The sequence below is a fragment of the Bacteroides ihuae genome (assembly GCF_900104585.1).
Taxonomy (GTDB): domain Bacteria; phylum Bacteroidota; class Bacteroidia; order Bacteroidales; family Bacteroidaceae; genus Bacteroides; species Bacteroides ihuae.
Map to the genome: position 1 here is coordinate 104,870 of NZ_FNVX01000004.1, position 22,910 is coordinate 127,779.

Annotated in this window: 12 protein-coding genes and 1 pseudogene; all 13 read right to left on the reverse strand. The window is 39.1% G+C overall.

From position 1 onward, the window contains the following. Window positions 1-131 precede the first annotated feature (131 nt). The 13 genes and pseudogenes from BQ5338_RS01345 to BQ5338_RS01405 all read right to left on the reverse strand — a co-directional run bounded on the left by BQ5338_RS01345 (window position 132) and on the right by BQ5338_RS01405 (window position 22,910). A complete protein-coding gene (locus BQ5338_RS01345; protein WP_071145040.1) occupies window positions 132-2,078 on the reverse strand; it encodes a glycoside hydrolase family 97 protein in 1,947 nt (648 codons plus the stop codon). 13 nt (window positions 2,079-2,091) lie between these two features. Then, on the reverse strand, window positions 2,092-3,480 hold the full coding sequence (locus BQ5338_RS01350) for a glycosyl hydrolase family 28 protein (protein WP_071145041.1): 1,389 nt from the start codon (window positions 3,478-3,480) through the stop codon (window positions 2,092-2,094). Window positions 3,481-3,600: 120 nt separating this feature from the next. Continuing rightward, entirely contained in the window at window positions 3,601-5,226 is a 1,626-nt protein-coding gene (locus tag BQ5338_RS01355) for a hypothetical protein (protein WP_071145042.1), read from the reverse strand. A 5-nt stretch (window positions 5,227-5,231) separates the two neighbouring features. Next, window positions 5,232-6,305: a serine hydrolase domain-containing protein gene (locus tag BQ5338_RS01360; RefSeq protein ID WP_071145043.1), complete on the reverse strand. Its 1,074-nt coding sequence runs from the start codon at window positions 6,303-6,305 to the stop codon at window positions 5,232-5,234. Between the two features lie 58 nt (window positions 6,306-6,363). Continuing rightward, window positions 6,364-7,200 (reverse strand): annotated as a pseudogene (locus BQ5338_RS01365) (alpha/beta fold hydrolase); the annotation flags it as partial. Window positions 7,201-7,535: 335 nt separating this feature from the next. Further along, a complete protein-coding gene (locus BQ5338_RS01370) occupies window positions 7,536-8,915 on the reverse strand; it encodes an alginate lyase family protein (RefSeq protein ID WP_071145044.1) in 1,380 nt (459 codons plus the stop codon). Between the two features lie 6 nt (window positions 8,916-8,921). After that, window positions 8,922-10,418, reverse strand: coding sequence for an Ig-like domain-containing protein (locus tag BQ5338_RS01375; RefSeq protein WP_071145813.1), 1,497 nt, complete (start codon window positions 10,416-10,418; stop codon window positions 8,922-8,924). Between the two features lie 31 nt (window positions 10,419-10,449). Then, window positions 10,450-12,165 (reverse strand): RagB/SusD family nutrient uptake outer membrane protein, encoded by a 1,716-nt coding sequence (locus tag BQ5338_RS01380; RefSeq protein ID WP_071145045.1) that lies wholly within the window; start codon window positions 12,163-12,165, stop codon window positions 10,450-10,452. A 12-nt stretch (window positions 12,166-12,177) separates the two neighbouring features. Beyond that, window positions 12,178-15,324, reverse strand: coding sequence for a SusC/RagA family TonB-linked outer membrane protein (locus BQ5338_RS01385; RefSeq protein ID WP_071145046.1), 3,147 nt, complete (start codon window positions 15,322-15,324; stop codon window positions 12,178-12,180). A 132-nt stretch (window positions 15,325-15,456) separates the two neighbouring features. Next, window positions 15,457-15,975, reverse strand: coding sequence for a sigma-70 family RNA polymerase sigma factor (locus BQ5338_RS01390; protein WP_071145047.1), 519 nt, complete (start codon window positions 15,973-15,975; stop codon window positions 15,457-15,459). 211 nt (window positions 15,976-16,186) lie between these two features. Further along, window positions 16,187-18,982 carry a two-component regulator propeller domain-containing protein gene (locus tag BQ5338_RS01395; RefSeq protein ID WP_071145048.1) on the reverse strand — a complete coding sequence of 932 codons (2,796 nt, stop codon included), beginning with the start codon at window positions 18,980-18,982 and terminating at the stop codon, window positions 16,187-16,189. A gap of 150 nt (window positions 18,983-19,132) precedes the next feature. After that, on the reverse strand, window positions 19,133-21,862 hold the full coding sequence (locus BQ5338_RS01400) for an endo-acting ulvan lysase-like protein (protein WP_071145049.1): 2,730 nt from the start codon (window positions 21,860-21,862) through the stop codon (window positions 19,133-19,135). A 76-nt stretch (window positions 21,863-21,938) separates the two neighbouring features. Continuing rightward, window positions 21,939-22,910, reverse strand: a complete 972-nt coding sequence (locus BQ5338_RS01405) for a glycoside hydrolase family 43 protein (RefSeq protein ID WP_071145050.1) — start codon at window positions 22,908-22,910, stop codon at window positions 21,939-21,941.

Genomic DNA, 22,910 nt, shown 5'->3' on the forward strand with positions numbered 1-22,910 from the left:
TCCGTTTCTTATTTATCGAAATTACTATATATGTTATACGAATTGCACAACAAACACACCTAAGAGCAAAATGAAAAAAGGGTTGCATAAACCGAATTTATGCAACCCTCAGAGAAGACTCATGATAACAGCTATCCTTTGTATTTTTTATATCCCTTCAGTTCTTTCTCGCTCATCGGTATGAGTTGAATCGCCACACCCCCACTCGGTTTCAAATTAAACTTAAGCGTCTGCGATGCGTTTACTTTGAAGTAAGTGCATTGCACATGCGTCTTTGTCTTTACGGCATCTCCTCCGTCGGTATAAATACGAGCCAGGTAATATTTTCCCTTTTCCAGAAAGCTCAACGAAACGGTTTCTTGCGAACCTTCGTTATTTGTAATGCCACCAACAAACCATTCATGGCCTTTGCGACGAGCAATAATAGCCGACTTACCCGGTTCCCCGGACAACACCTTCGTATCATCAAACACCGTAGGCAGATTCTTGAAGAATTCCACTTCAGGCTCACCTTCATAAAGCGGTGGTTTATCATACCAAAACAAGGTTAACAATGGGCTGTAGAAGATGACTGAAGCCGCCAACTGATGAGCATGCGTTGTCTTCAACCGTTTATCGTAATAACAAATAGTATAATCGGCTGCTCCGGAAAGCATGCGTGTAAAAGGGAGGATGGTATTGTTCGTCGCATCGGGAAATTCCTCATTGCCACGAATGCCCTCCTGAGTAAGCAGATTGGGATAAGTACGACTAAAGCCGGATGGACGATACTCATCGTGTATATTGACCATCAAATGATTTTCGGCAGCCAGTCTCACCAAATCGTGCATCCATGTTGCCCAACGGTGGGTTTTAAATTGCACAAAACCGAACTTCACTCCGGCAACGCCCCAATCCTTCAATACAGGAAACAATTCACGAGCTTGTTTCTCCAAAGCATGATGGTTGACGTATAACCAAACACCCACACCTTTCTCTTTTCCATAAGCAATGACCCGCTTCATGTCGATAGGAGCTACCACCTGAGTAGCATCTGATGCATAATCAAAAGCCGGACCATACCATTTCCAATCAAAAAGAATATATTGCATATTCTGCTGTGCACAGAAGTCAATGCAAGCCAATGCGTTCGCTGTGGTAAGCGTTGTTTCACGCATAATTTTTCCCGGCTTTATCCAACTAGTATCGGCAATCTCACAAGGAGGGTTCAGGTTCTGCACAATGTCGTTGTTCTCTAACAGCTTGCCGGGAGTGTCGGCCACCATCACCACTTTCCAAGGTGTAGCATAAGGGGTAACCATATCCATACGGCTATACATATCCGTAGCGATTGTATTCGGTTTATTTTTAGAACGAGTAAAATTAGTCAGACACCAATTATCAGTATCAGCATCCGTCAACGCAGCCCATTTACCATTAGGCAGATGCAAGGTCAGTGCCCGCTCGTAGACCATTCCTTCCTCCCATTCAGGAATGGCCAGTTCCTCATAAGGTGCCTGCGCCCACTTAGCACACCAAGCCTTGGTACCCTCGGGCAAAGAATACTCAGTAAGATCGGCTACTACACTATTAAAAAGAGCATCTGGATGCATAGGAAAAGAGTAACGAAAAGCCACCCCTTCATTATATACACGAACTTCAATATTCATTCGATAGTTCGACTTGTCTCGTTTAAAAAAAGATATTACCGCACTATGATAAGCATCTTTAACGGTGGATCGTTCGCCATACAAGGGTTTCCAGCTATCATTCTTCTCACCATACGTAGCCTTATCAAAAACAAGATTATCGCACCAGCAATTTACCTTAGTTACCTTGGGAGTATAAGCCAGCGCACTCTCCCACTTACTATTCTTCATTTCCACACCCATGCGAGAGGACAAAACAAGCGGTTCGCCCCTATAGCTTATTTCGTAAAAAAGCTGATTGACAGTATTCTCTTCCTGCTGATAAAAACGGAATTGAAGGGTGTTGTCAGGAGACGATACGTTTACCTCTGTACCCTGAATCATATCGGCACTTGCCCTAAAAGGAAATAAAGCAAGCAATAGTAGAGTGATCCAAAAACAGTTTTTCATAACCTATTACTTATTATTTTACTTTAATATTTTCAACATATTCATTTGTCTGGAAATCTTTAAGATCTTTCATCTTCACCCCATTAATCAATATATTTTCAAAGGTGATATTCTTTACATTTCTCTCCAAATCGAACCCTTTGATGAGTGAAGGATTCTCTCCCACTCCATTATAGCTAATATTGCGGAAAGTCACATCTTCGACACCTCGTCCCGGTTCTTTATCATATTTAGCATTGAATCTTACGTTCACATAAAATAAACATCCCTCCTGAATACTCTCTACCCGAATATTATCAAACAATACGTGACGTACAAGGTTACGGTCACCCGCATCAATAGCCATGCAGCCTTGATAAGGCACATCATCTTCATCGTGCTCCAAAATGTCTATGTTACGTATTGTAATATCCTCCACTGTATCTCCCGGCATTCCATCAGAATTTCCATGACCACCAATATTTATTGGATGTGCAATGTCCGCCCAAAGAATGGAGTTTTGCACCAACACATTCTTCACATCTCCCCAAAAGTTCCAACGATGAGCATAGATAGCGATACAATCATCACTATTGCGCATGAAAACATGATCTACCGTCACGTTCTTACAACTCATTAAGTCTATGCCATCACTCCAACCTTTACAACTAAAGCTCTTTAGGTTCTTAATGGTCAGGCCCTCTGCCTGTCCGCCAAACACAGTATAATGATCGGGATTCATCACAGTGATGCCATCAATCAGCACGTTTTTAGAATAAGTCACCTCCACTCCTCTTTGTGGATGATCTAATATTCCACGTCCGATGATGCGTACATTCTCAGCATTATCAACCAACAATTTAGCTCTTAGTACAGCACCCGGAGCCAAGTAAACCGTGGTGTTCGAAGGAATACGAATCAGATTATTGGGTAAGTCCTTAGGCGTATGTATGCCCGGTCCAAAGTACATCACCCCTTTTTCTTCTTTGGTGTATGTTTCCGTTTCCAACGGATTAGCAAAAAGATGTAAGTTATGCAAGCGATCTCCATTGAACTCGACAGAAAGATTCATAGGTTTAGGAACAGTGAACAAAATAGTATTCCCGTTCACCGCATATTTTATTCCCTTGGCTAATGGACGAATATCGACTCTATCAATAAGTCCATTATTCTTTTTCACCATCACCTCCACCGGACTTCCCATATCGAATTGCACCATAGAAGCATCTTGTACATTGTCCATATCGACCTGCACATTATATTCGAATAAGTCTTTCCACTCGGCACTCCCTACAGAACGAACACGAACTGTATAGTCGTCATTATGTTTCAAGCCTGTATTCAAGCTAGCCGGATATGTTACAAGCTGAGCATGCGTGGTTACTGTTGCCAGAAAGGAGAAAAGTAATAAATAGTGTTTCATGGTTACTGGAATATTATAATATGAACTCTTTAATACATACGATTAAAGTCTGTAAAATACTCAATGGAAGCAAATATAAAAAGAAATAGCCCTTGCCGGTTAATCGACAAGGGCTATCTCTTAATTATATATGTAAAAACTTCGTTCTATGGCTTTTGCTGTCTGTACTTTTGGAAGATTGATACGACCATATTGCCATGCCACAATAGTAACCTTAACAGGATATTTAGTGCGAGGCGGAATTTTAGTAAATACGAGCTTATCCTTGGTTATTTTTGCCGGCCCCTCTTTAATGTAATAATAGACAGGTAATCCGCTAGAAGCTTTTGCATTAAGCAGCATAGACATTTGATGCAAACTACAGATATCCGGCAAAGAATCAAAACGAATAGATTGTTCTGCACCTTCTGTTTGAGGATAGGGAATGCGCAAGTTCAGTTGTTGCACAGTACTCTTATAACGGCTATCTCCTCTGGAACGAGCCAACAACCAAATATCTCCCGTACGACGTTCATTATCTAATCCCATGCGGTAGAAGCGAACTGTAAAAGTAGTATCATTTATCTTTTCCACCGGACCGCAAATTCGTTCTATATGTATAGGACACGAAGCATGATCATTGCTAAAAACGGAACGTAGTGTATCGGTATAAGCAGCGGATAGATGAAAAGTCAAGCCATCCTCTTCCGGTTCGAAGCGAGCAGAAATGCGGGCATGGCTTTTAGAATTAAAGGTCAACAGCTTACCCTTCTGCATGAAACCGATATATTGCGCATGCTTGCCTCGCTCACGGGTATAATAACGCTCAGTAGCCTCAGCCATCTCTTTATCGAAATACCAAAAAGCATGACTCTTATCTCCTTTATATTTGGCATACGGAGCAGGCTTGAACATAGGAAGAGATTGATCGCTATGCCAACGATCGGCCAACCATCCTTTGGAAGCTGAAACAGGTATAAGCTTAATCGGAGCATCTAATGGCATTCTCTTTGGCAACCTGTTTTGGCAAGCCTTCTTCAAAAACAAGCAGAGATAACGAACCAATTCATCACTCACATCAAAATGCCCATGTCCTGCATCTGCTAAGAATGAGAGTGGCGCTTCCGGATGATCTCGTCTGTAATCAAAAGCCGTGAACAGTCTATCTTCCCACCATTCGTATTCGCCCATTACCATTAGCGAAGGAATGCCTTCAATTGTATGATTATCCCAATCTACGTTAGCGCGTCCATATCCGGTAAGATGGGTACGAGGAGCATCTCCGTGAATAGAAAGTATAGCCAATGTTCTATTTGGATTAAAGGCAGCAAAGTTCCACGGATAAGTAGCCATAGCCGAATGACCTATAGGTACAATGGGTGCATACTTCAACTCAGTGTAACCCGAAACTTCACCTAACTCTGTCATCATTGCCTCAAAGATTTGCTGAACTCCGCTCTCCGGCGCCCAAGTTTGGCTTAACGACGGAGTAACCCACACAACAGCCAATCCTAGTTCGGCCATTGTTTTTCTAAAAGTTACATGTTCAAAGATTCCCTCTTCACTCATGTTATGATATCCCACAACAACTCCCCTCACTTGTTTGCAGTCCGTAGGTACCCACAAAAAAGCTCTAGGATTACTATTCGTCTCACTAGAAACAATCCCTTTCACCTGTATGGACCATTGCCATTCAGACGCGATAGCCTGAAGCGACATCAGAAAAATAAAAAAGCAAAGGAAATATACTTTCGTTAGTATCTTCATACAATTTATTGATGATTATTTAGTATTTCTGTCACTGTTCTAGAAATTAGAGAACTACCATAAAAAGAAGAAAAAACATCTGCTTTGTTGGCGTCACCCTGCACATGAGCTATAAAAAAACCATATACTCCATCGGGCTTATTTATCCACGGATAAGCTCCTGCCCATCCAGGGCTACTTACTTGATAAGCCTCACCACTTTTTTCATCCACTATTTCCCGCCATTCGCCCAAGCCATAGATGCCAGTATGATGCAGTCCCAGACTTCGTTCGACATATTCGCCAGGAAAAACACGAGCTGTACCAACTTGATCTGCTTGCATTTCACACACCGTTTGTGGGTGTAATATTTGTTTTCCCTCAAAGTTTCCATTGTGATAAATCATCTTCAGAAAACAAAGATAATCGTGCAAAGTAGTGCATAGTCCGCCTCCCAACATTGGAGCATGCCCTCCATCCCTATTTACAGGAGTAAAATGAGAGTTCGTCATGCCTAATGGTTTACAAATTAATTCTTGAAAAAGTTCTTCGAATTCTGTCCCTGTAACCATCTCAGCCATCCTTCCGGCAACTTGCATTGCCAGCCCACCGTACTCAAAACGAGAACCGGGAGTAAAGATCGTATCTAAGGGAAGAATTTGCATGACAGAAGAATCTAGATGATTATAGTTATCAATCTTTGGGTCGGGTAAATAAGGACATATACCGGAAGTGTGTGAAAGCAAGCGTCGTAGAGGGATGGCTCCCTTCACATTCCCACGAAACTCTGGTATCCATTTTTCTACTGGATCATCCCAACTCAAAGATGTTTGATCAACAACTGCAGCAATAACGGCAGCAGCTACCCACTTTCCGGCAGAAGCAACGTATATTTGTTTGTCTTCTGCAAAACCACCATAATTCTTGCTAAAGAGTAAAGAATCATTCTTCACCACAGCAATAGCTCCACCGGGATAGTACCCTTTGCTCATCCAAGAGCTAACAATAGAATCAAGCGGATGGAAATCATACTTTTGCGCACTACAAGGATAGCAAAAGAACAAAGAAAGTATAAATAAATAAAGACTCAAGCGTTTCATATCTATTGATTTTCATTAATAATACGAATAAGAAGAATAAAACGCTCAATTCAAATGATTATAATCCATTCAAGAAATTCAGTACTGTACGATTAAACGCTTCCGGCCTTTCCATATTGAGCATGTGTCCGCAATCATCCAACACAATTAGTTTGCCCTTAGGAAGGTAATTCAATATCTCCGGCTTCGAAAAAAAATGATTATTTGGCGACCGACCTTCCAGTATCAGAGTCGGCACAGTAGGGCACTTTTTTTTCAATTTTACGTACCCATCCAATCCCATAACCACACGTACCTCTTTATGCAAGGACTGCCATGCATCCCAATCGTTAATCATTTGCCAAAGTGGTTCTCGCATACGTTCACGTTGACTTCCTCCCGACTTCATCAATCTTCCAAACCAGTCTTTTTTCATTTTATCAACTCCTTTGAGTTTCAATGCTTTAATTTCAGTATCCCGTTTATAAGCCTCTTCCTTCCCCATCGGTTGGCTAGGGCCAGGAGTTTTCCTCAAATTGCCACTAGCTAAAACTGCAGATTTCACTCTTTCCGGAAAACAAGCCAACATATCCGCTCCAACAAACCCTCCCAATGAAAGTCCCACTAGATGTGCTTTCTCAATGTGCAAAGCATCCATGAGCTTTACCAAATCTTCTGCATGTGTAAACTGATGATTTTCAGTTTGAGAAGAAGAAACGCCATAACCCCGTAAATCATAACGAATAGCCCTATACTTACGTGCAAATACAGTAAATTGTTGATCCCACATCCTATGATCCAGAGAATGACCATGTATCAGAATCAAAGGCTCTCCATCACCCATTTCTTCATAATAGAGTGAGCCATTACCAACATCCACCCTACCTGATTTTATAGGTTGAACGGTTAAAGGTTTATCCATTATGGAACTATCACCACTATCCTTATAAACGAAATCTATTGCTGATACGGCTGAAATATTTTGGGTACACAATAGAGAAAAACAAAACAGCATTGCACATGCCAATGATACATTTATTTTCATACTTCGAACTATTTAAAATAAAGTTCAACTATTCATCAAGCATAATGTGTAAAGTTACATCTTTTTCTGAGAATAATCTTCAAACAAAATGAAGTATACTATTGTAAAACCCTCATTTATACATTTCGTCACAAAAAATAGAAGAGATTACTTTAGGAGTAAAGAATCTCTTCTATTCAATATTGATTAATATAAGATGAAATTAATTATTTGGAAAACATCAGTGTACCCCAACCTAATTGATCATAACCACCACTATTCGATCCATAATCACCTGCACCACCATCGCTATAACCACGGCTAGAATTCTCACGCATCTTATTTACCCATAATTGTGTATATATATCTGACAATTTATAATCAGAGGTCAAGCGGTGAATCAATTCCCACGAAGGACGTACAGCACCACGGCTCTCAGTCCCGTTTTTGTGTTCTTCATACGATATGGTTGGCCAACTATTTCCTGTACAATTTTCATAAGCAGTATAAGGTAAACTTGATACATCATATTTAAAATTACTGAGCATATTGTTCGCCTCTACTTCTCCATAATTGTATTTACCAACATATTCGCACATAGCCAAAGCACGGTTGTTATCGAAAGTAAACAAGTCTTCACCAATATTCTTAGCCATTTGACAGAAAACACCCATTAGACTAACACAAAGGGTAGCATGTCCTTGATCGCGGCCAGATTCCTGACATTGTCCCAATGTTTCATTACTATCAGGATCTTGATGCATGAATGGAACGCCATTAACAATATTACCAGAACCAACTCCATATTTAAAATATTGGATAGCCTCATTAATCTTAAAGCTGTCATCGGTCAAAATCCCTATTGATAAAATAGCTGTCATCTCTGCCAGATCCCAGTTTAGCCAATAATGGAGCGGGCAATCCGTTAAGCCGTTATGTAAACTAAGAAATTTGCTAGCCTGTGGATAAAACACATCAACCATCCATGTCTTATACTTCCCAAAATCTGTGCTTGACCATTTATCATAAGCACGCAATATTTCCGCTGCATTTGCCAATTGATATATCTGGATAGCTATAAGATATTCATTGGGATCAATAAAGTTTCCCTGACTATCAACAATATAGCCAGTGCATGTTTTTGCCCATGTATTCAAGATATTTACACCAGCCTGAGCATATTGCTCATCGCCTGATATTCTCCAGCGCAAGGCCAATTGGTAGGCAGAAGCGGCATCATACATCAATTTTGTATAGTTGCTGTAGTCATTTGGATATTTCTCATGCCAATTATTATAATCCAAACGAGCCAGCAATTTTACAGGAGTTGCCGTCCAATTACTTTGGGCATGTTTACTAGATTCCAGATGGGCGAACGCATTAGTCCAAGGTTGCTCTTTAGCTTCTACTTTAGCCTTTACATAAGCAAAATCAGCTTCTGTATGCAGCATACAAGGATGTTGCAATTTAGTGGAATAATCTTTAACTTCAGGCCAACTATCGATATCACTATAGCCATCTTTTATTTCGCTACAAGCGAAGAGAAAAGCAGAACTCAAAGCTAGAAAGAATGCTCCTAATATTTTATTTAACTGCGTATTTTTCATAGTTTATTAATTATTTTCATTATTAACATAAGAATTAAGCTCATCCAGAGTTTTGAATGCACGAATCCAATAGAGATCATAGCTTGTTGCAGGTGCTAGATAATCAGCAATAACAAACTTTAATTGCACAAGGGTGAATTTTGACCAATCGGTAGGATTCTTACTATCATATTTAGCTTGTAGATCGTAATACAAAATATTTGGTTGTGTTGTTGATATATTACTTCCGTTTAAGACCACAAATGAATTGTTAGCACTATTTATTTGACCTAAATTATTATAACCTATAGTCGCCGGATTATCATACAATTCAAACTTTATTGTACCAACACTATTATTGCCTGCTACTAATGCGGACAATGGCTTTATTTTAACAGCTAAATATCGATAAGTTGCCGGAGTTATTGTCACATTTTTACCTGAACCATTTGTAACCAAAGACAAATCACCTCGATATTTTGATCCACTCTTACCCATTTGCACTATTGTCTTCGTGCCATCTGATGTGCTAGTAGCACTATTTCCCACAGCCCATGGAGAGAGTCCGTTCGCAAATGAATACCACAAACGTCCTTCTGCAACACTCACTGTAACCGATGCTGATATGGATCCATATGCCATAGTAACCACTGCAGAACCATTAGTCAAACTATTAACATGCAATTTACCATTATTATCCACAGTTACTACTCCTTCATTGTCACTTGTCCATGTTAATAAAGAAGCTGTCGCATCCTCCGGAGTGAGATTATAACGAATCTGATAATCTTCTCCATATCCTAATTGAGACAATTCCCCATCCTCAATTAATTCAACACTCGTAATTGGGACAACCACTTTGACTCCTATTTCTACCGAAGTAGAAGCAGGTACATCCGGATTTAAATCATCCGCAGTAGCCGTAATGGTCACTTTTCCTTTTCCAATTCCTGATACAATTCCGTTTTTATCCACCGTTGCAATCTTGGAATTACTACTAGACCATTTATAACGTGCGAAAGTCGCATTTTGAGGTTGAGAGGCTATATTCAACTGATATTCACTGCCTACAGCAATCTCTTCTACTGGTACGTTTGTTATTTCCATGGATTCTATATAATTAAAATGATCCAATACTTTAACAATTTTAAAAGGAGTAGCAGAAGCTGGTCCAAAACCTATTTCAGGAGTAACTCGTACTACAGATATTCCTAAATTCTCTTTCGCTGTAATTTTTCCATTCTCTGTAATGATAGCAACAGATTCATTAGATGAAGTCCACTGAACATTAGAATTAGAGACTTTTTCTGGCTGAACAGTACAAGATAGCTGTAGTTCTCCATTTTTCAATAGACAGATTGTATCATTCTTGGCATCATAGCTGGTAGCAGCAATTGTTACGGACGAAATAGTAATTGTCTCGCTCATTGGATCACCCAAATTCTTATCATCGGAACACGAGGACAGAACTAGAATAATCATGATTACCAAACCCCCAAAATGCATTATATAATTCTTTTTCATAACCATTATTTATTAATTTATTTTAGGCTCATTACTCCCATCCTGAATTCTGACCCAGATTCGGATTTAACTGCAACTGATCAGCAGGCAACGGATACAAATAATTCTTAGTTGACCATGTACGACCACTTTCCATAATAAGACATCCATCTTCATTTTTAGTTATAGATCCTGCAGCACCCCACGCAGATTCAAACTCAGTTCCGGCCCATTTAATACCTAAAATATCTTGAGGCATTTCAATTTCTGCTGTCTTCCAACGCTTCAAATCATCGACACGAAATCCTTCGTTAAATAACTCAACTGTACGTTCACGGCGAATTTCCTCCCGCATATCTAAGGAATATTGTTGCACAAAGCTATTACTTAACTTGGGAATATCAGAATTCACGCGGCAACGTACCAAATTCAATGAAATATTCAAATCCTCATCAGAGATCTTCCCATCTCGCTCGTACACAGCTTCTGCATAATTTAAGAGTACTTCCGCATAACGAATAATAGGATAATCGTAACCTTCATAAGTATCCTTAACATTGCGTTCTGTAGCCCATTTTTGGTTCTGATACCCACTCCCAGAGCGAACATCACATGCCTTAGCATGCGCTTTATCCTCTCCACTCACACCTTTCCAATCAATACGACATTCTTCGTCTTTATTTCCCCAATACATTACTCCATTAGCCAACAAAGTATTTTTCATCCTATTATCACGTTCTTGAAACTCAGAGGCCATCTTCGCATATTGTTGAAACTTCAGTGATTTTTCAATAGGTAAACCGTCACTACACAAGTACATGTTTGCTAATTTGCGATTAATATACTGAACATTCTTCAAACAGTTATGAGTTATGTTTTTCCCTATAGGGGATAAAGTTTCGTCATGACGACGATAAAAGATGTATTCTTTATTATCTGCTTTAGTCAGATTAGCAGGATTAGATTGAACATTTTCCAAAGTAAACAAATATTTATAAGCATATTCAGCTAAAGCTACAGGTTTAAATAATTCAAATCCACCTTTATCAATAACTTCTTTAGAAGCCTCAGCTGCAATAGTAGCCAAAATCTTACCACGAGCCTCATCCCCACGATATTTCTGCCAAGTACCCTCATACAATGCCACTCGAGAAAGAAAAGCGTAAGCAGCCCACCTTGTCAAACGTCCGTCATCATCTGTAGAGACTGTTTCAGGGAGTTCAGGCGCTGCTTCCTGCAGATCTTGAATAATAAAATCAATAACATCACCACGATCATTGCGCTGAGCATTCATCTCGGGAGAATTAATATCAATAGGTTCCTTCAGGATAATAGCATTACCATACAGTTGGACCAAATCAAAATAGCAATAAGCTCGAAAAAACTTTGCTTCAGCAACATAACGGCTGATAGATCCACTTCCTGCATAAGAAGCTGCATTCTTCAATAACAAATTGGTACGACGAATATGGGCATAATTAGCAGTATAATTAGCATCTGAAGTAGGGATGGAATTACTGCCATGGCTATATTCGTTAACAGAGGTATATGTCATCAAATCAGAACGAACGTCTGAATGGGGGCCATCATACACAGAAGAACCAAAGTCGCGTGTCCATCCATAGAAATTATTAGCAAAATATTTAAAATCATTAGCAGACTTCCAAAGGTTTCCATCAGCTAACTGATCCTGTGGATCTAAATCCAAACAAGAGCTCACCGTCATTCCTAATGACAATATTAAAAAGATTTTCTTATATAGTTTCATAATCTATTCCTATTAAAGGGTTACACTTACTCCGAATGTTACAGTGCGTACAAAAGGGAAACGTCCTGTCTCTTTTACCTGTCTACTTGCTTCCGGATCCCAACCATCATTGATTTTAGAAGATTCCCAAAGATCTGCGCCTGAAATATATAAGCGACATGAGTTTAGAACTTTAACATTTCTCAATAAAGACATAGGTACATTATACCCTAATGTTACATTTTTAAGACGAATATAAGAGCCATCCTCAACAGACCAAGAAGAAGTCTGATAGTTGTAATTATTTATAGTTCCATTATTTGTATAAGAGGGATAAAAGGCATTCACATTCTCTTGATTCCAAGTATTTCCGACTGATTGATTCGAAGTATTCAGATAAACAGCCTTCATAGGAATACGCCAGATTTCATTACCATTGTTATCCCCTGTACGAAAAATGCTACGCTTTGCCACACCTTGGAAGACAACAGATAAATCAAAGTTATTCCATTCCATGCCCAGATTGAAAGAATAAGAAATCTTAGGATCGTCTGTACCTAAATATACGTAATCATTATAGTCCAGCTTCCCATCATCATTTGCATCTTCAAACATATTGTCCCCTAAACGAATATCATTAGTCAAGCCGATAGTATTACCTGATAAAAAGCGGTAAAGGTATTTCGTTCGCTGTTCTTCGTTCTGTATCTTTCCTGTATAACGAAGGCCAAAAATACTGTTCAATGGATAACCTTGTTGCTTGTCTTTAAATCCAGAACTCAAAACATTAGTTCCACCTATATCAGTTAATTTGTTAGTATTATAAGAGAATGAACCACCAACATGATACACTACATTACCAATTTTATCAGACCAAGTTAATTGCCCTTCATAACCTTTTGCTTCAAATTTACCATCATTAGAATAGCCCGCATTATCACCTAAAATACCAGGATAAGAAACCGTTATCAACATATTATCATTCTTCTTCATATACGCCTCTAATGTTCCGGACAAACGTCCCGTCAATACGCTGAAGTCTAAACCGATATTATAATTATTAATACGTTCCCATTCACGTCCTTGCGAAGCAATCTTCCCATTAGTATCAATGATTGTAGCTTTTTCCGAGCCTAACAAAGCGCCACTTTGTGATTTAAAATTATAATATTGTGCTCCTTCATAACGATCAATACCACTCTGGTTACCCACTACGCCATACGAAAGACGAAGTTTCAATTCATCGAGCCAACTATATTTTTTCATAAAGTTTTCTTCTGAGATACGCCAACCACCAGATAGCCCATAAAAAAATGCCCAACGAGCAGTTTCAAATTTAGAAGAGCCATCATAACGCATATTAACTTCTGCCAGATACTTTGACTTATAACTATAATTTAGACGAGAAAAATAAGATAATATAGCTTCATGCCACTTTGTACCTTTATTATCTGTTAATGAGATAGTTCCAGCTCCATTAACAGACTCTAATGAGTTCTGAATATCCTTAACAGAGACACCAAAATAATCATATTCTGTCAGTTCGTATTGAGTACCTAACATCGCACTCAAGTCGTGAATATTCCCAATATTCTTTTTAAAATTCAGATAAGCCGACATTGAATAGAAATTTCTACTCGAACTAGTCTTTGAATAAGACGATTCTGATTGTTTTGAAACAGTTGGAGTTGAATTTACTTGAGTACCGGCATAATTATATGAGGTAACTGCCATTTTCTTTGTATCGCGCGTTGCAGAAGAAGTGTTATAGCCCAAGTCCGAAACTAAATCTAAATTTTTCAACAGGTTAAGAGTCAATTTCTCACTTATATTTATCTCAGAAACTTTTAGTTTGTTATCGCCTCCAAGTTCAGCATACCAAATGGGTGACATCCAAGTGCCCCATGAATAAGGTTTTCCATCAATGGTAGAAGCTGGCAACCCAGGTTGTGGATAGCTTCCTGTCAACGTTTCCCCTATCCTTGAGGGAGCTACTTGATTCTGACGGTTGTAAGCAATCACAGATTCTACTTTGAACCGATCAGTCACTTGCAACTTATTAGTCAAACGAAAATTATAACGTTGATTATTATTGTTACCCCATTTTAAATTACTTCCATCATACAAATAACCCAAAGACAAACGATACAAATTCTTTTCTGTCCCACCTGAAATAGCTAAATCGTGCTGAGTAGAACTGCTATTGCCAAACAATATATCGCTCCAGTTAGTATCCATAAATACGAAATCTTTAACATCTGTAAATGCGGAGGTAAAAGGATTGGTACTATTATTTAAATCAATATAATGCCCTTCATTAGCCAAAGCTAACTTAGCGTATTGCATCCAAGTATCGCTATCTGTATAACCATCATTAGTGCGAGCCTGAATTACAGCATTGGCCCATTCCTTCAATGACATCAGTTCCGGCTGTAAACCAACCTTCTTAAATGTGTATGAAGCACTATACTCAACTTTAGCCTTGCCCTCTTTAGCCTGTTTAGTCGTAATTAAGACTACACCTCCAGCAGCACGAGAACCATAAATAGCAGCGGAAGCATCTTTCAAGAAATTAATTGATGCAATATCAGAGGGATTCATATTACGAAGAGCATTTATACTTTCAGATGCTACCCCATCAATAATAACTAAAGGGTCAGCAGTATTAGCAGAAACAGAGCCACGTAATTTCATTCCCCAGCTTTCATCACCCGGAGCCGAAGAATTACGCGTAATAGTTACTCCGGGAACCTGTCCTTGCATAGCTTGTAAAGGAGAAGACAATGAGCCTTTGCCCTTTAACATTTTATCAGTAACCACTGTAATAGCACCTGTTAGAGTTTCTTTCTTTTGAGAGCCATAACCCACTACCACAACTTCATCTAAAAGTTCCGTATCTTCTTTCAGTATGACTTTAAAAGAATTATTTCCCGCAATAGAGAGTTCTTGTGCTTTATATCCAATATAAGAAATAACGAGCATTCCTTTCTCAGCACTCAACGAAAAATTGCCATCGATATCGGTAATAGTACCATTCGATGTTCCTTTAACCAACACACTGGCACCAATTATTGGCTCACCAGAGGTGTCAGACACATGCCCATTAATCTTTCGCTGGGCCAATGCTGTTAAAGAAACAAACATCAGCAAGCATGTAAGAATTGTTTTTAATAGTCTCATAAAATTAATATTTAAGATTGAACAAAAATAAGGTTATTGTTAACTTCATTATGATAAATCATACAGTATTTTAAGGCTGCTCGTAATTGAGAAATTTTCATAGGCTGTTTTTATATTTAGAGTTAATAAAGTCTATATACATTGTCTGATATAAGCACGCATGCATTTCCGGCCTAACAGTAGATGATTCTCCACGGTACGGCGACTGAGATTCATTTTCTCAGAAATATCATCCGTTGTTTGTTCACCGAAACGACTTAGTGAATAAATAATTTTTCGTTGAGGAGGAAAAGTTTGAAGATAGTTTCTTTCCAAAGACAAGATATCTTTAGCTATAAGAATCTCTTCAGTTTCGTTAGTAGTTCTCATAGCTATATCATAGATATAAGAAGTAATCTCTTCCTTCTTATAATAACGGCGAATATAGTCGGTTACAATATTGCGGGCAATGGTAAAAAGGAAGTATTTAACTGTATCTTCCCGAAGCATCTGTTTATAATCGAGCAAACGTATAAATACATCTTGCACTAAATCTTCAGCTTCGTATTTGTGGTTGATACGATAGGCAATATACTTCAAAATAGTCTGATAGTACTCTTCATATGAACGGGCAACAATGCTCTCTTCCCTTGGGTTTGAAATGTTCTTCATAATACGATCTTTTTCGGTTCGAAATTATGGATGCAAATATATGGAGTTACTAAAGCGAAACAATATTTAATAGACGCTAACAAATCTCACTGCATTAATCCAGACTACATAATACATAAAACACTGATTATCAATTATTAATAGATAAAAAGACAAGAGTCTCAAATTATTATTCAAGACTCTTACTATACGAAAAGATGTTCCCTAGCAGTTATTCATTAGAAGCACCTATACTGCGGATGTATTCATTGGGAGTAATGCCGGTACTTTTCTTAAAAGAACGGAAGAAAGAAGCTCTTGAGCTGAATCCGCAGAGTTCGGCCAAGGCACTTAGTGTGTAACGGGAGTATTGCGAATCGTTCACCAGTTTTTTGAATTCGGCTATGCGGTATTCATTAGTGAAGTCATAATATGATTGGTTCAAATACTGATTAAACACGTATGATAAAGAGTAAGAAGAAGTATCAATAGCATGTGCCAAATCAGCAATCTTCAAATCCGGATTGATATATGGTTTCTGTTCGTTCATGTATGCAGTCAGTTTTTCATAGATGTTCTTGCACTCTTCATCACTCAGACGGTTCGCTTTATATTTTTCTTCATTCGGTTTATCCGGATGCAATAGAAGATGTTCGGTTGATTGTTCTATTGGTTCGCGAGAATCACGATTACGATTCTTCATCCTCCAATAATAGAAGATTCCGGCTAACAGCAGTATACACATCAGCGTAAACAGCCAGAACCAAATAGAATAAACCAATGCAATCTCTACTTTTAAGGAGGCAACAGATTCTTCACTACCGGGAATACGGATCTTAAATGTATAGTTGCCCGGAGATAAATCATAATAATTCACCTCATTCTGTCCAGTCACTAAATGCCACTCTTCATCGACACCTTCTAACTGATATTCATACACCATCGTTATAGGATCGGTATACGACAAATTAGCAAAGTTGAAAGTCAGATTGTTTTGATTATGTTTCAATGATAGGCAATGATCATCAGCTAATTCCCGCTTTTCTATCGAATCAAGAGGAATACCGTTTACTAATACATCGGTCAGGACTATTTTATAAGGATGCCTACATATCTCATCAGAACGCTTTGGGTTTACATACAAGAGTCCCTTGGCATTACCAAACCAAAGGATCCCTTTTTCATCTTTATAAGCTGTTCCGTTTGTAAAGGTAGGGCTCGGAACACCATCACTAAAGTTGTAACTAGAATAAATTTTATTGTTTTCCTTCACACGCAGCAGTCCGTCATCACAACCTAGCCAAAGCCATCCCATATCATCTTCCACTACCGACATATAAGCATTTCCGTGTAACGAAGGATTCATTGGAGTACGATAAAAGCTGCTCATGGACAAATTACTAGTAAACAGACTCCCCTTGTCCGGCAAGAAATATAAATTATGTTGGGAATCCTCATAAATAGTTCGAATCTTCTCTTTATGCACAAAACCTTCAGGAAAGATGTTGGTCTTCATTGCGCCCGAAGAGGCATCGAAGATGCAAAGTCCTGCTTCCGTACAAATCCAACCTTTTCTTGTAGAGTCAAAAAAGATTTCGTACACGTTCCCTTCAGGGAGTTGTGAATTGGAACTGGTATAAGATTTCATTTCTTTTTTATCAGCATTGTAACAATAGACTCCCGAGGAGGTTCCCATCCATAGATTGCCGACTGCATCTATTTCAAAACAGAAAATATGACCTTTCAGAAAGGTTTCGGATGGATATTCTGTAAACTGACGCACAGACAGCGTAGAGGGATTAAAGACTGATAATCCGCCACCATAAGTACCAATATAGAACTCACCTTTATAGAAATTAATAGCAAGAATCAGATTTGAGCGTAATGTTGGCATCACGAAGCTTTTCACTGTTTTAGTTTGCTCGTTAATGTAATAAAGCCCATCTCGGGTACCAATAAGTTTCTCTTTTCCATGGATGAAGAACGAACGAACCGGTAGATCTAAAGAGTCGAAAAAGGGAGGGAAGGAATAAACACGAAATAAGCCACTTTGATAAAGGCTATAATCAAATCCAGCCTGATAAAAACCAATCCAGACAATACCTTCTTTATCCACCAGCAAAGAGTAGACTGAATTGGAGCGAATACTGTTTTTATCTTTGGAATCATGTCGCAGGGAACGAATTATTTGTTTCTTACTGTGCGAAAAGAAATGTACCCCATTTCCATCCGTAGAAACATAAAGCATATCTTTGCCATCAGTTGATATAGACGAAATGATGTTGGAACCTACATTTACAGAACGGGTGAATTTATGCGTAGTCAGATCAAAGTTGACAATGCCTAAAACTGAGGTGCCTAGATATAAGGTATTCTTAATACGTGCCAAATTACGAAACATGCACGAATGTCCTCCTTCAGCAGCAAAATGATAGCCAACAGTTTTCCCCGTCGCAGAGCTGTAAGAAAACAGACCTTGTTCGGTAGCCAACCAAAGCATCCCCATTCCATCAGAGCAAATACCATAAATCCGGTTACTCGGAGAGAATATATTTTTATCGAGCATCACACGGGTCAGCTGACCGGAATGATAGATAAAAAGGCCTTTTTCTGTGCCTACATACAACGTTTGTTTACCATCGAAAAATAAAGATAGCACCGAACAATCAATTGTTTCAGGAGAAATATGCACCATCATTTCTGTTTCTTTATTTAAACGCCAAAGGCCCAAACCGTTCCCAACCCACAATTGCTTATTGTTTGTTTCAACAATGGCGTTCACACGTTTACGCTTTACATCTGCACTAGAAAAAGGATAATGCTTAATTTTAACTCCATCGAAACGATCCAGACAATTATCTGTTCCAAGCCATATAAATCCTTCCGCATCTTTATAAATCACGTTGACTAAGAGGTCAGAAAGTCCTTCTGCCATAGTCACCCCGCGAAATGTGTAAGATTCTGCAGACAATGAGCAGGTTAATAGACAAGTAAAGAATAGCCAACTATATTTCAACGTGTTTCTCATCAGTAAACGGCTGTTTAAGAGAATAGAAAATCAATAATTCATAAGTATAAGGCAAAGATAATGATTAATACTATTTAGCAGAAGGATGCAACAAAAAAAGTCTGCCAGAGATATTTACGCCCCATAGCAGACTAAGAGTAAAAGGCTAAATTACAATGCTTTATAAGTAGTCGCAGGCAAATTGTATTTTTTTAGTCCAATAGTAAGGGTGCAAGGTGCAGATGAAGTTACATACCAACGACCTGCCTTTTTCTCCACTGTGACATTGGACATAATTTCTGACTCAATGGCAACCTCTCCGGATTTTAGCGTAATGCCATTTGCTAGAAAGTAGACGCAATCTCCATTGTCACTGACTCCTACTACAGCGTAAGTACCCCGAACAGTGAATTGATCGTAGGTTGCTTCTGCCTTGCTGTCACTCTGTGAAAATAGATAATCTATTCGGCCATTTTTGCTGGCTACACAGATTCCGACAAAATCTTTAGCTGTAGTCTGGGCATCAAAATAACTAACAGATGCAATGTTCGAAGGTTCATTTTTGCTACTTGGTTCGAAAATGGAGACAAAAGGGCGGCTCCATGCTTCACCTTTTTGACGGGCAACAAAGGTTAAAGTAGGCTGGTCTTTTATACTATAAGGCATACCAGGTGCACGATTCAATCCTTCACACATGGGACCAAGCGCTGTAAAAACCTCTCTATTCTTCTCTCCTTTCATCCACAAATTCATTGAGATATCATTACCCTCAGGCATGTCGATTGTGAAGGTAGCCTTTACATTCTTGTCTGTTACTACACTCTTTTTATCATAGATATAAGAATAGGCATACAAATGCCCACCGGCAAAGGCTAACTCTTCTGTAGGTTGAAGATTTAGATCACTGCCATCCGCAGCAGTCAGCGTCATGCTTTGTCCTAGATTATGATAAAAATAATCGTGCATTTTATCTCCACCCTGTTCTTTCTTGCTTCGGAAAATATCCACATAATAACCTGTTTGTGGCCCGGTAGTCACAATACTCATCAGTCTTGTTTGGTCAGCGCAACTTTCCGGTTCACGAAAGCTAACATCACTATAGCTAATGCCTTTATAAAGGCCTTCTTTCTGTTCGGGAGCAGGATAACAAGCGTGCAAATCAAAAGAATGATTACTCTTCATTATAGGATAACTTGATATGCCATCTACGCATACCGTGTTATGTGAAGGAAACTGACCATAGTATTCTTGATAATCAAGGCCGGAATAAAGTGTCAATCCGATGCCGGCATCCGGGCCGAGCACAAAACCTTTACCATAAAGCTCCATTGAAATACCATTGGCATGCATGTGATTACCTTCACTGGCATTCTGGGAAATCATTAAACTATGTTGCGGATTCATTCCATTACGCTGTACGAACCAACTTACATTAGGAGCATAGAAAGTAGGAGTCACATAATCTTCTATTTTCCCTGCTTGAATCTTTTCATTGAGTTTAAGTGGTTTATCTGAAAAGAAAGAAGCCACATCTACTCGCATATTCTTTGTATTATCTCCCTGTACATCAGCTTTCGGATTAAAGAGCTTTAGCATTTCAGTAAAACGACGTTCTTGTACTTTCTTTCCATGTAACTGCGCATTAGTAACCATCCGAGCAAAGAAGTCGCTACGCAAGTAATTAGGATGAGTATCACCAAAGCCACAAATCATTCTGTTTGGAAAAAGATATTGGGGAGTAGCTGCTACAGCCTTTTCAATCACAGGAATCTCTTTCACCAGATCAATGCTCCAGTTACGATCTATTAGATTAGCAAAGTTGGCATAATCAGCCACCACGTTACAACTGTATCCGGGACATTCTGCCCAGATGCCTGTCTGCTCATCAAAACCATAATTAGCAAGGTGGCTAAGGCTCCATTGTCGGATGGAGGATTGATTGAGTACACAATCCAAATAATACTCACGCCCTTTATTATCCGCATAAGTGCGATTATCTTCGAGCACAAGCCCAATATCCATAATGAAACGTGCCTGGATAAGGTTCCAATTATTATGTGGCACTCCATTATCAATGATATTATCTGCCCATTTTTTTAGTGCCGCAGAATAGACATCCATTTTATCAGCCTTATGAACTTTCAGATAATCATAGAGAAAATCATAGAGCGGAACCAACGCATTAAGTGCATCTTCGTGTATCACCTCAAAAGTAGTCATTCCCACAAGCGTTTGTTGATGCCCATGATTGAGATCTTTAGGTACATTACGATAATAAATGCCCGTCATATACGTATCGAAAGCCATAGTAGCAAGATCTGCATATTTTTGTTCGCCGGTAATCCACCACAAGAAAGCAGCATCACGTGCAATGCCCATAATTTCGACATTGATACTAGCAATCGTCATACCGGTTTTATTTATGCTAGCCCATTCAAGAGGCTTATCGGGCAAAGCATTGTTGCGCAACTCCATACCCCGCGCATCTTCAGCATAAGGTTGTATGTCCTCCAATTTTGGGCGGCCATAATTAGTTGCATGACTACGCGCACCCACATATTGCACTGTTGGCGCAGGTGCTTTTGCCCCGCCAGCATGATCGTAGAATTCGCCTTTTATATACACATCCGTGGCATGGCTCTTCCAGTACATCTGCAATCTCGAAGTGAGCCATTCCGGTGAACGATCAGCATATACATCTGTACGTTGTTTCAACTTCAAGAATATCTCTTTGGCCCAAGGTTCTTCTTGAAGTAGGTTTAAAGTCGCTTTTCGTTCTGCGGAAGTAGTCAGTATGCGAGGATGTCCTTCTAACATCTTTGATGGCAGAGAAATGTGTTGAGCTACTCCTTGTAGTACAAATAAAAAAGTGAATAACGCAAAAAATATCTTCGTCTTCATATAATGTGTTCTTTAACTGGTGGTTTACACAAATATACGAATGAAGCAATCAGAACACCTAATCTTTAATTTAATATTATTGCACTCCTTCCGTAGTCATCTGAACACGTCTCATGGTTCCATCCGGATTGTAATACAGACGATCGATACATACCGAACGTCGGAAACTTCCTCCTTGGGTATTGAGTCCGCCATTGTGATAGACAAAATACCAGTCTCCTTTAAATTCGATGATAGCTTGATGATTGGTGTTAGAATTACCCGCCAATTCATTCAATATACCTTTATATTCCCACGGACCGCTAATATTGCGGCTCATTGCATAACAGATTTTTTCGGGAAACTCAGAAGCATAAGAGAGATAATACCAATCCCCACGTTTATGTATCCATGGCGCTTCAGTGAAACGGGGAAGTGTAACAGGCATAATAGGACCATCCAGCTCTATCATGTTCTTTTTTAATTTGGCATAATAACACTGTGCGTTTCCCCAAAAGAGATAAGCTTCCCCATCATCGTCTATTATAACAGTAGGGTCGATATCGTCCCAACTTATCTTGGTATATTCAGTCGTCATGTCATTGGTTACCAACGCAGATCCACGAGCATCACGAAAAGTACCAATAGGAGAATCGGACACAGCAACACCAATCGCTTTACCATGAATGGTAGCATGTTCTACTGCCACATACCAATAAAACTTTCCATCACGTTCTATAACCTGACTTGCCCATGCGTCACCTTTGGCCCAACTGAAATCTTTGGCTTTAAGAGGTACCGGATGTTCTGTCCATGTTCTCATATCCGGTGAAGAAAACACACACCATTCATTCATTACATAGCGTTCTTGCTGAGCCGGACATTCATCATGACCGGCATAGATATAAACTTTGTTGTTATAGGTCATCGCTCCCGGATCAGCAGTATATTTATGTTTAAACACTGGATTTCCGGCAGCAATAAAAGTAGTATCACTCTGCGCCGACAGCCCATAAGAGGCTGTCAGAGCAAGAGTTAACAAAACCAGTCTATTCTTTACTCGATTCAT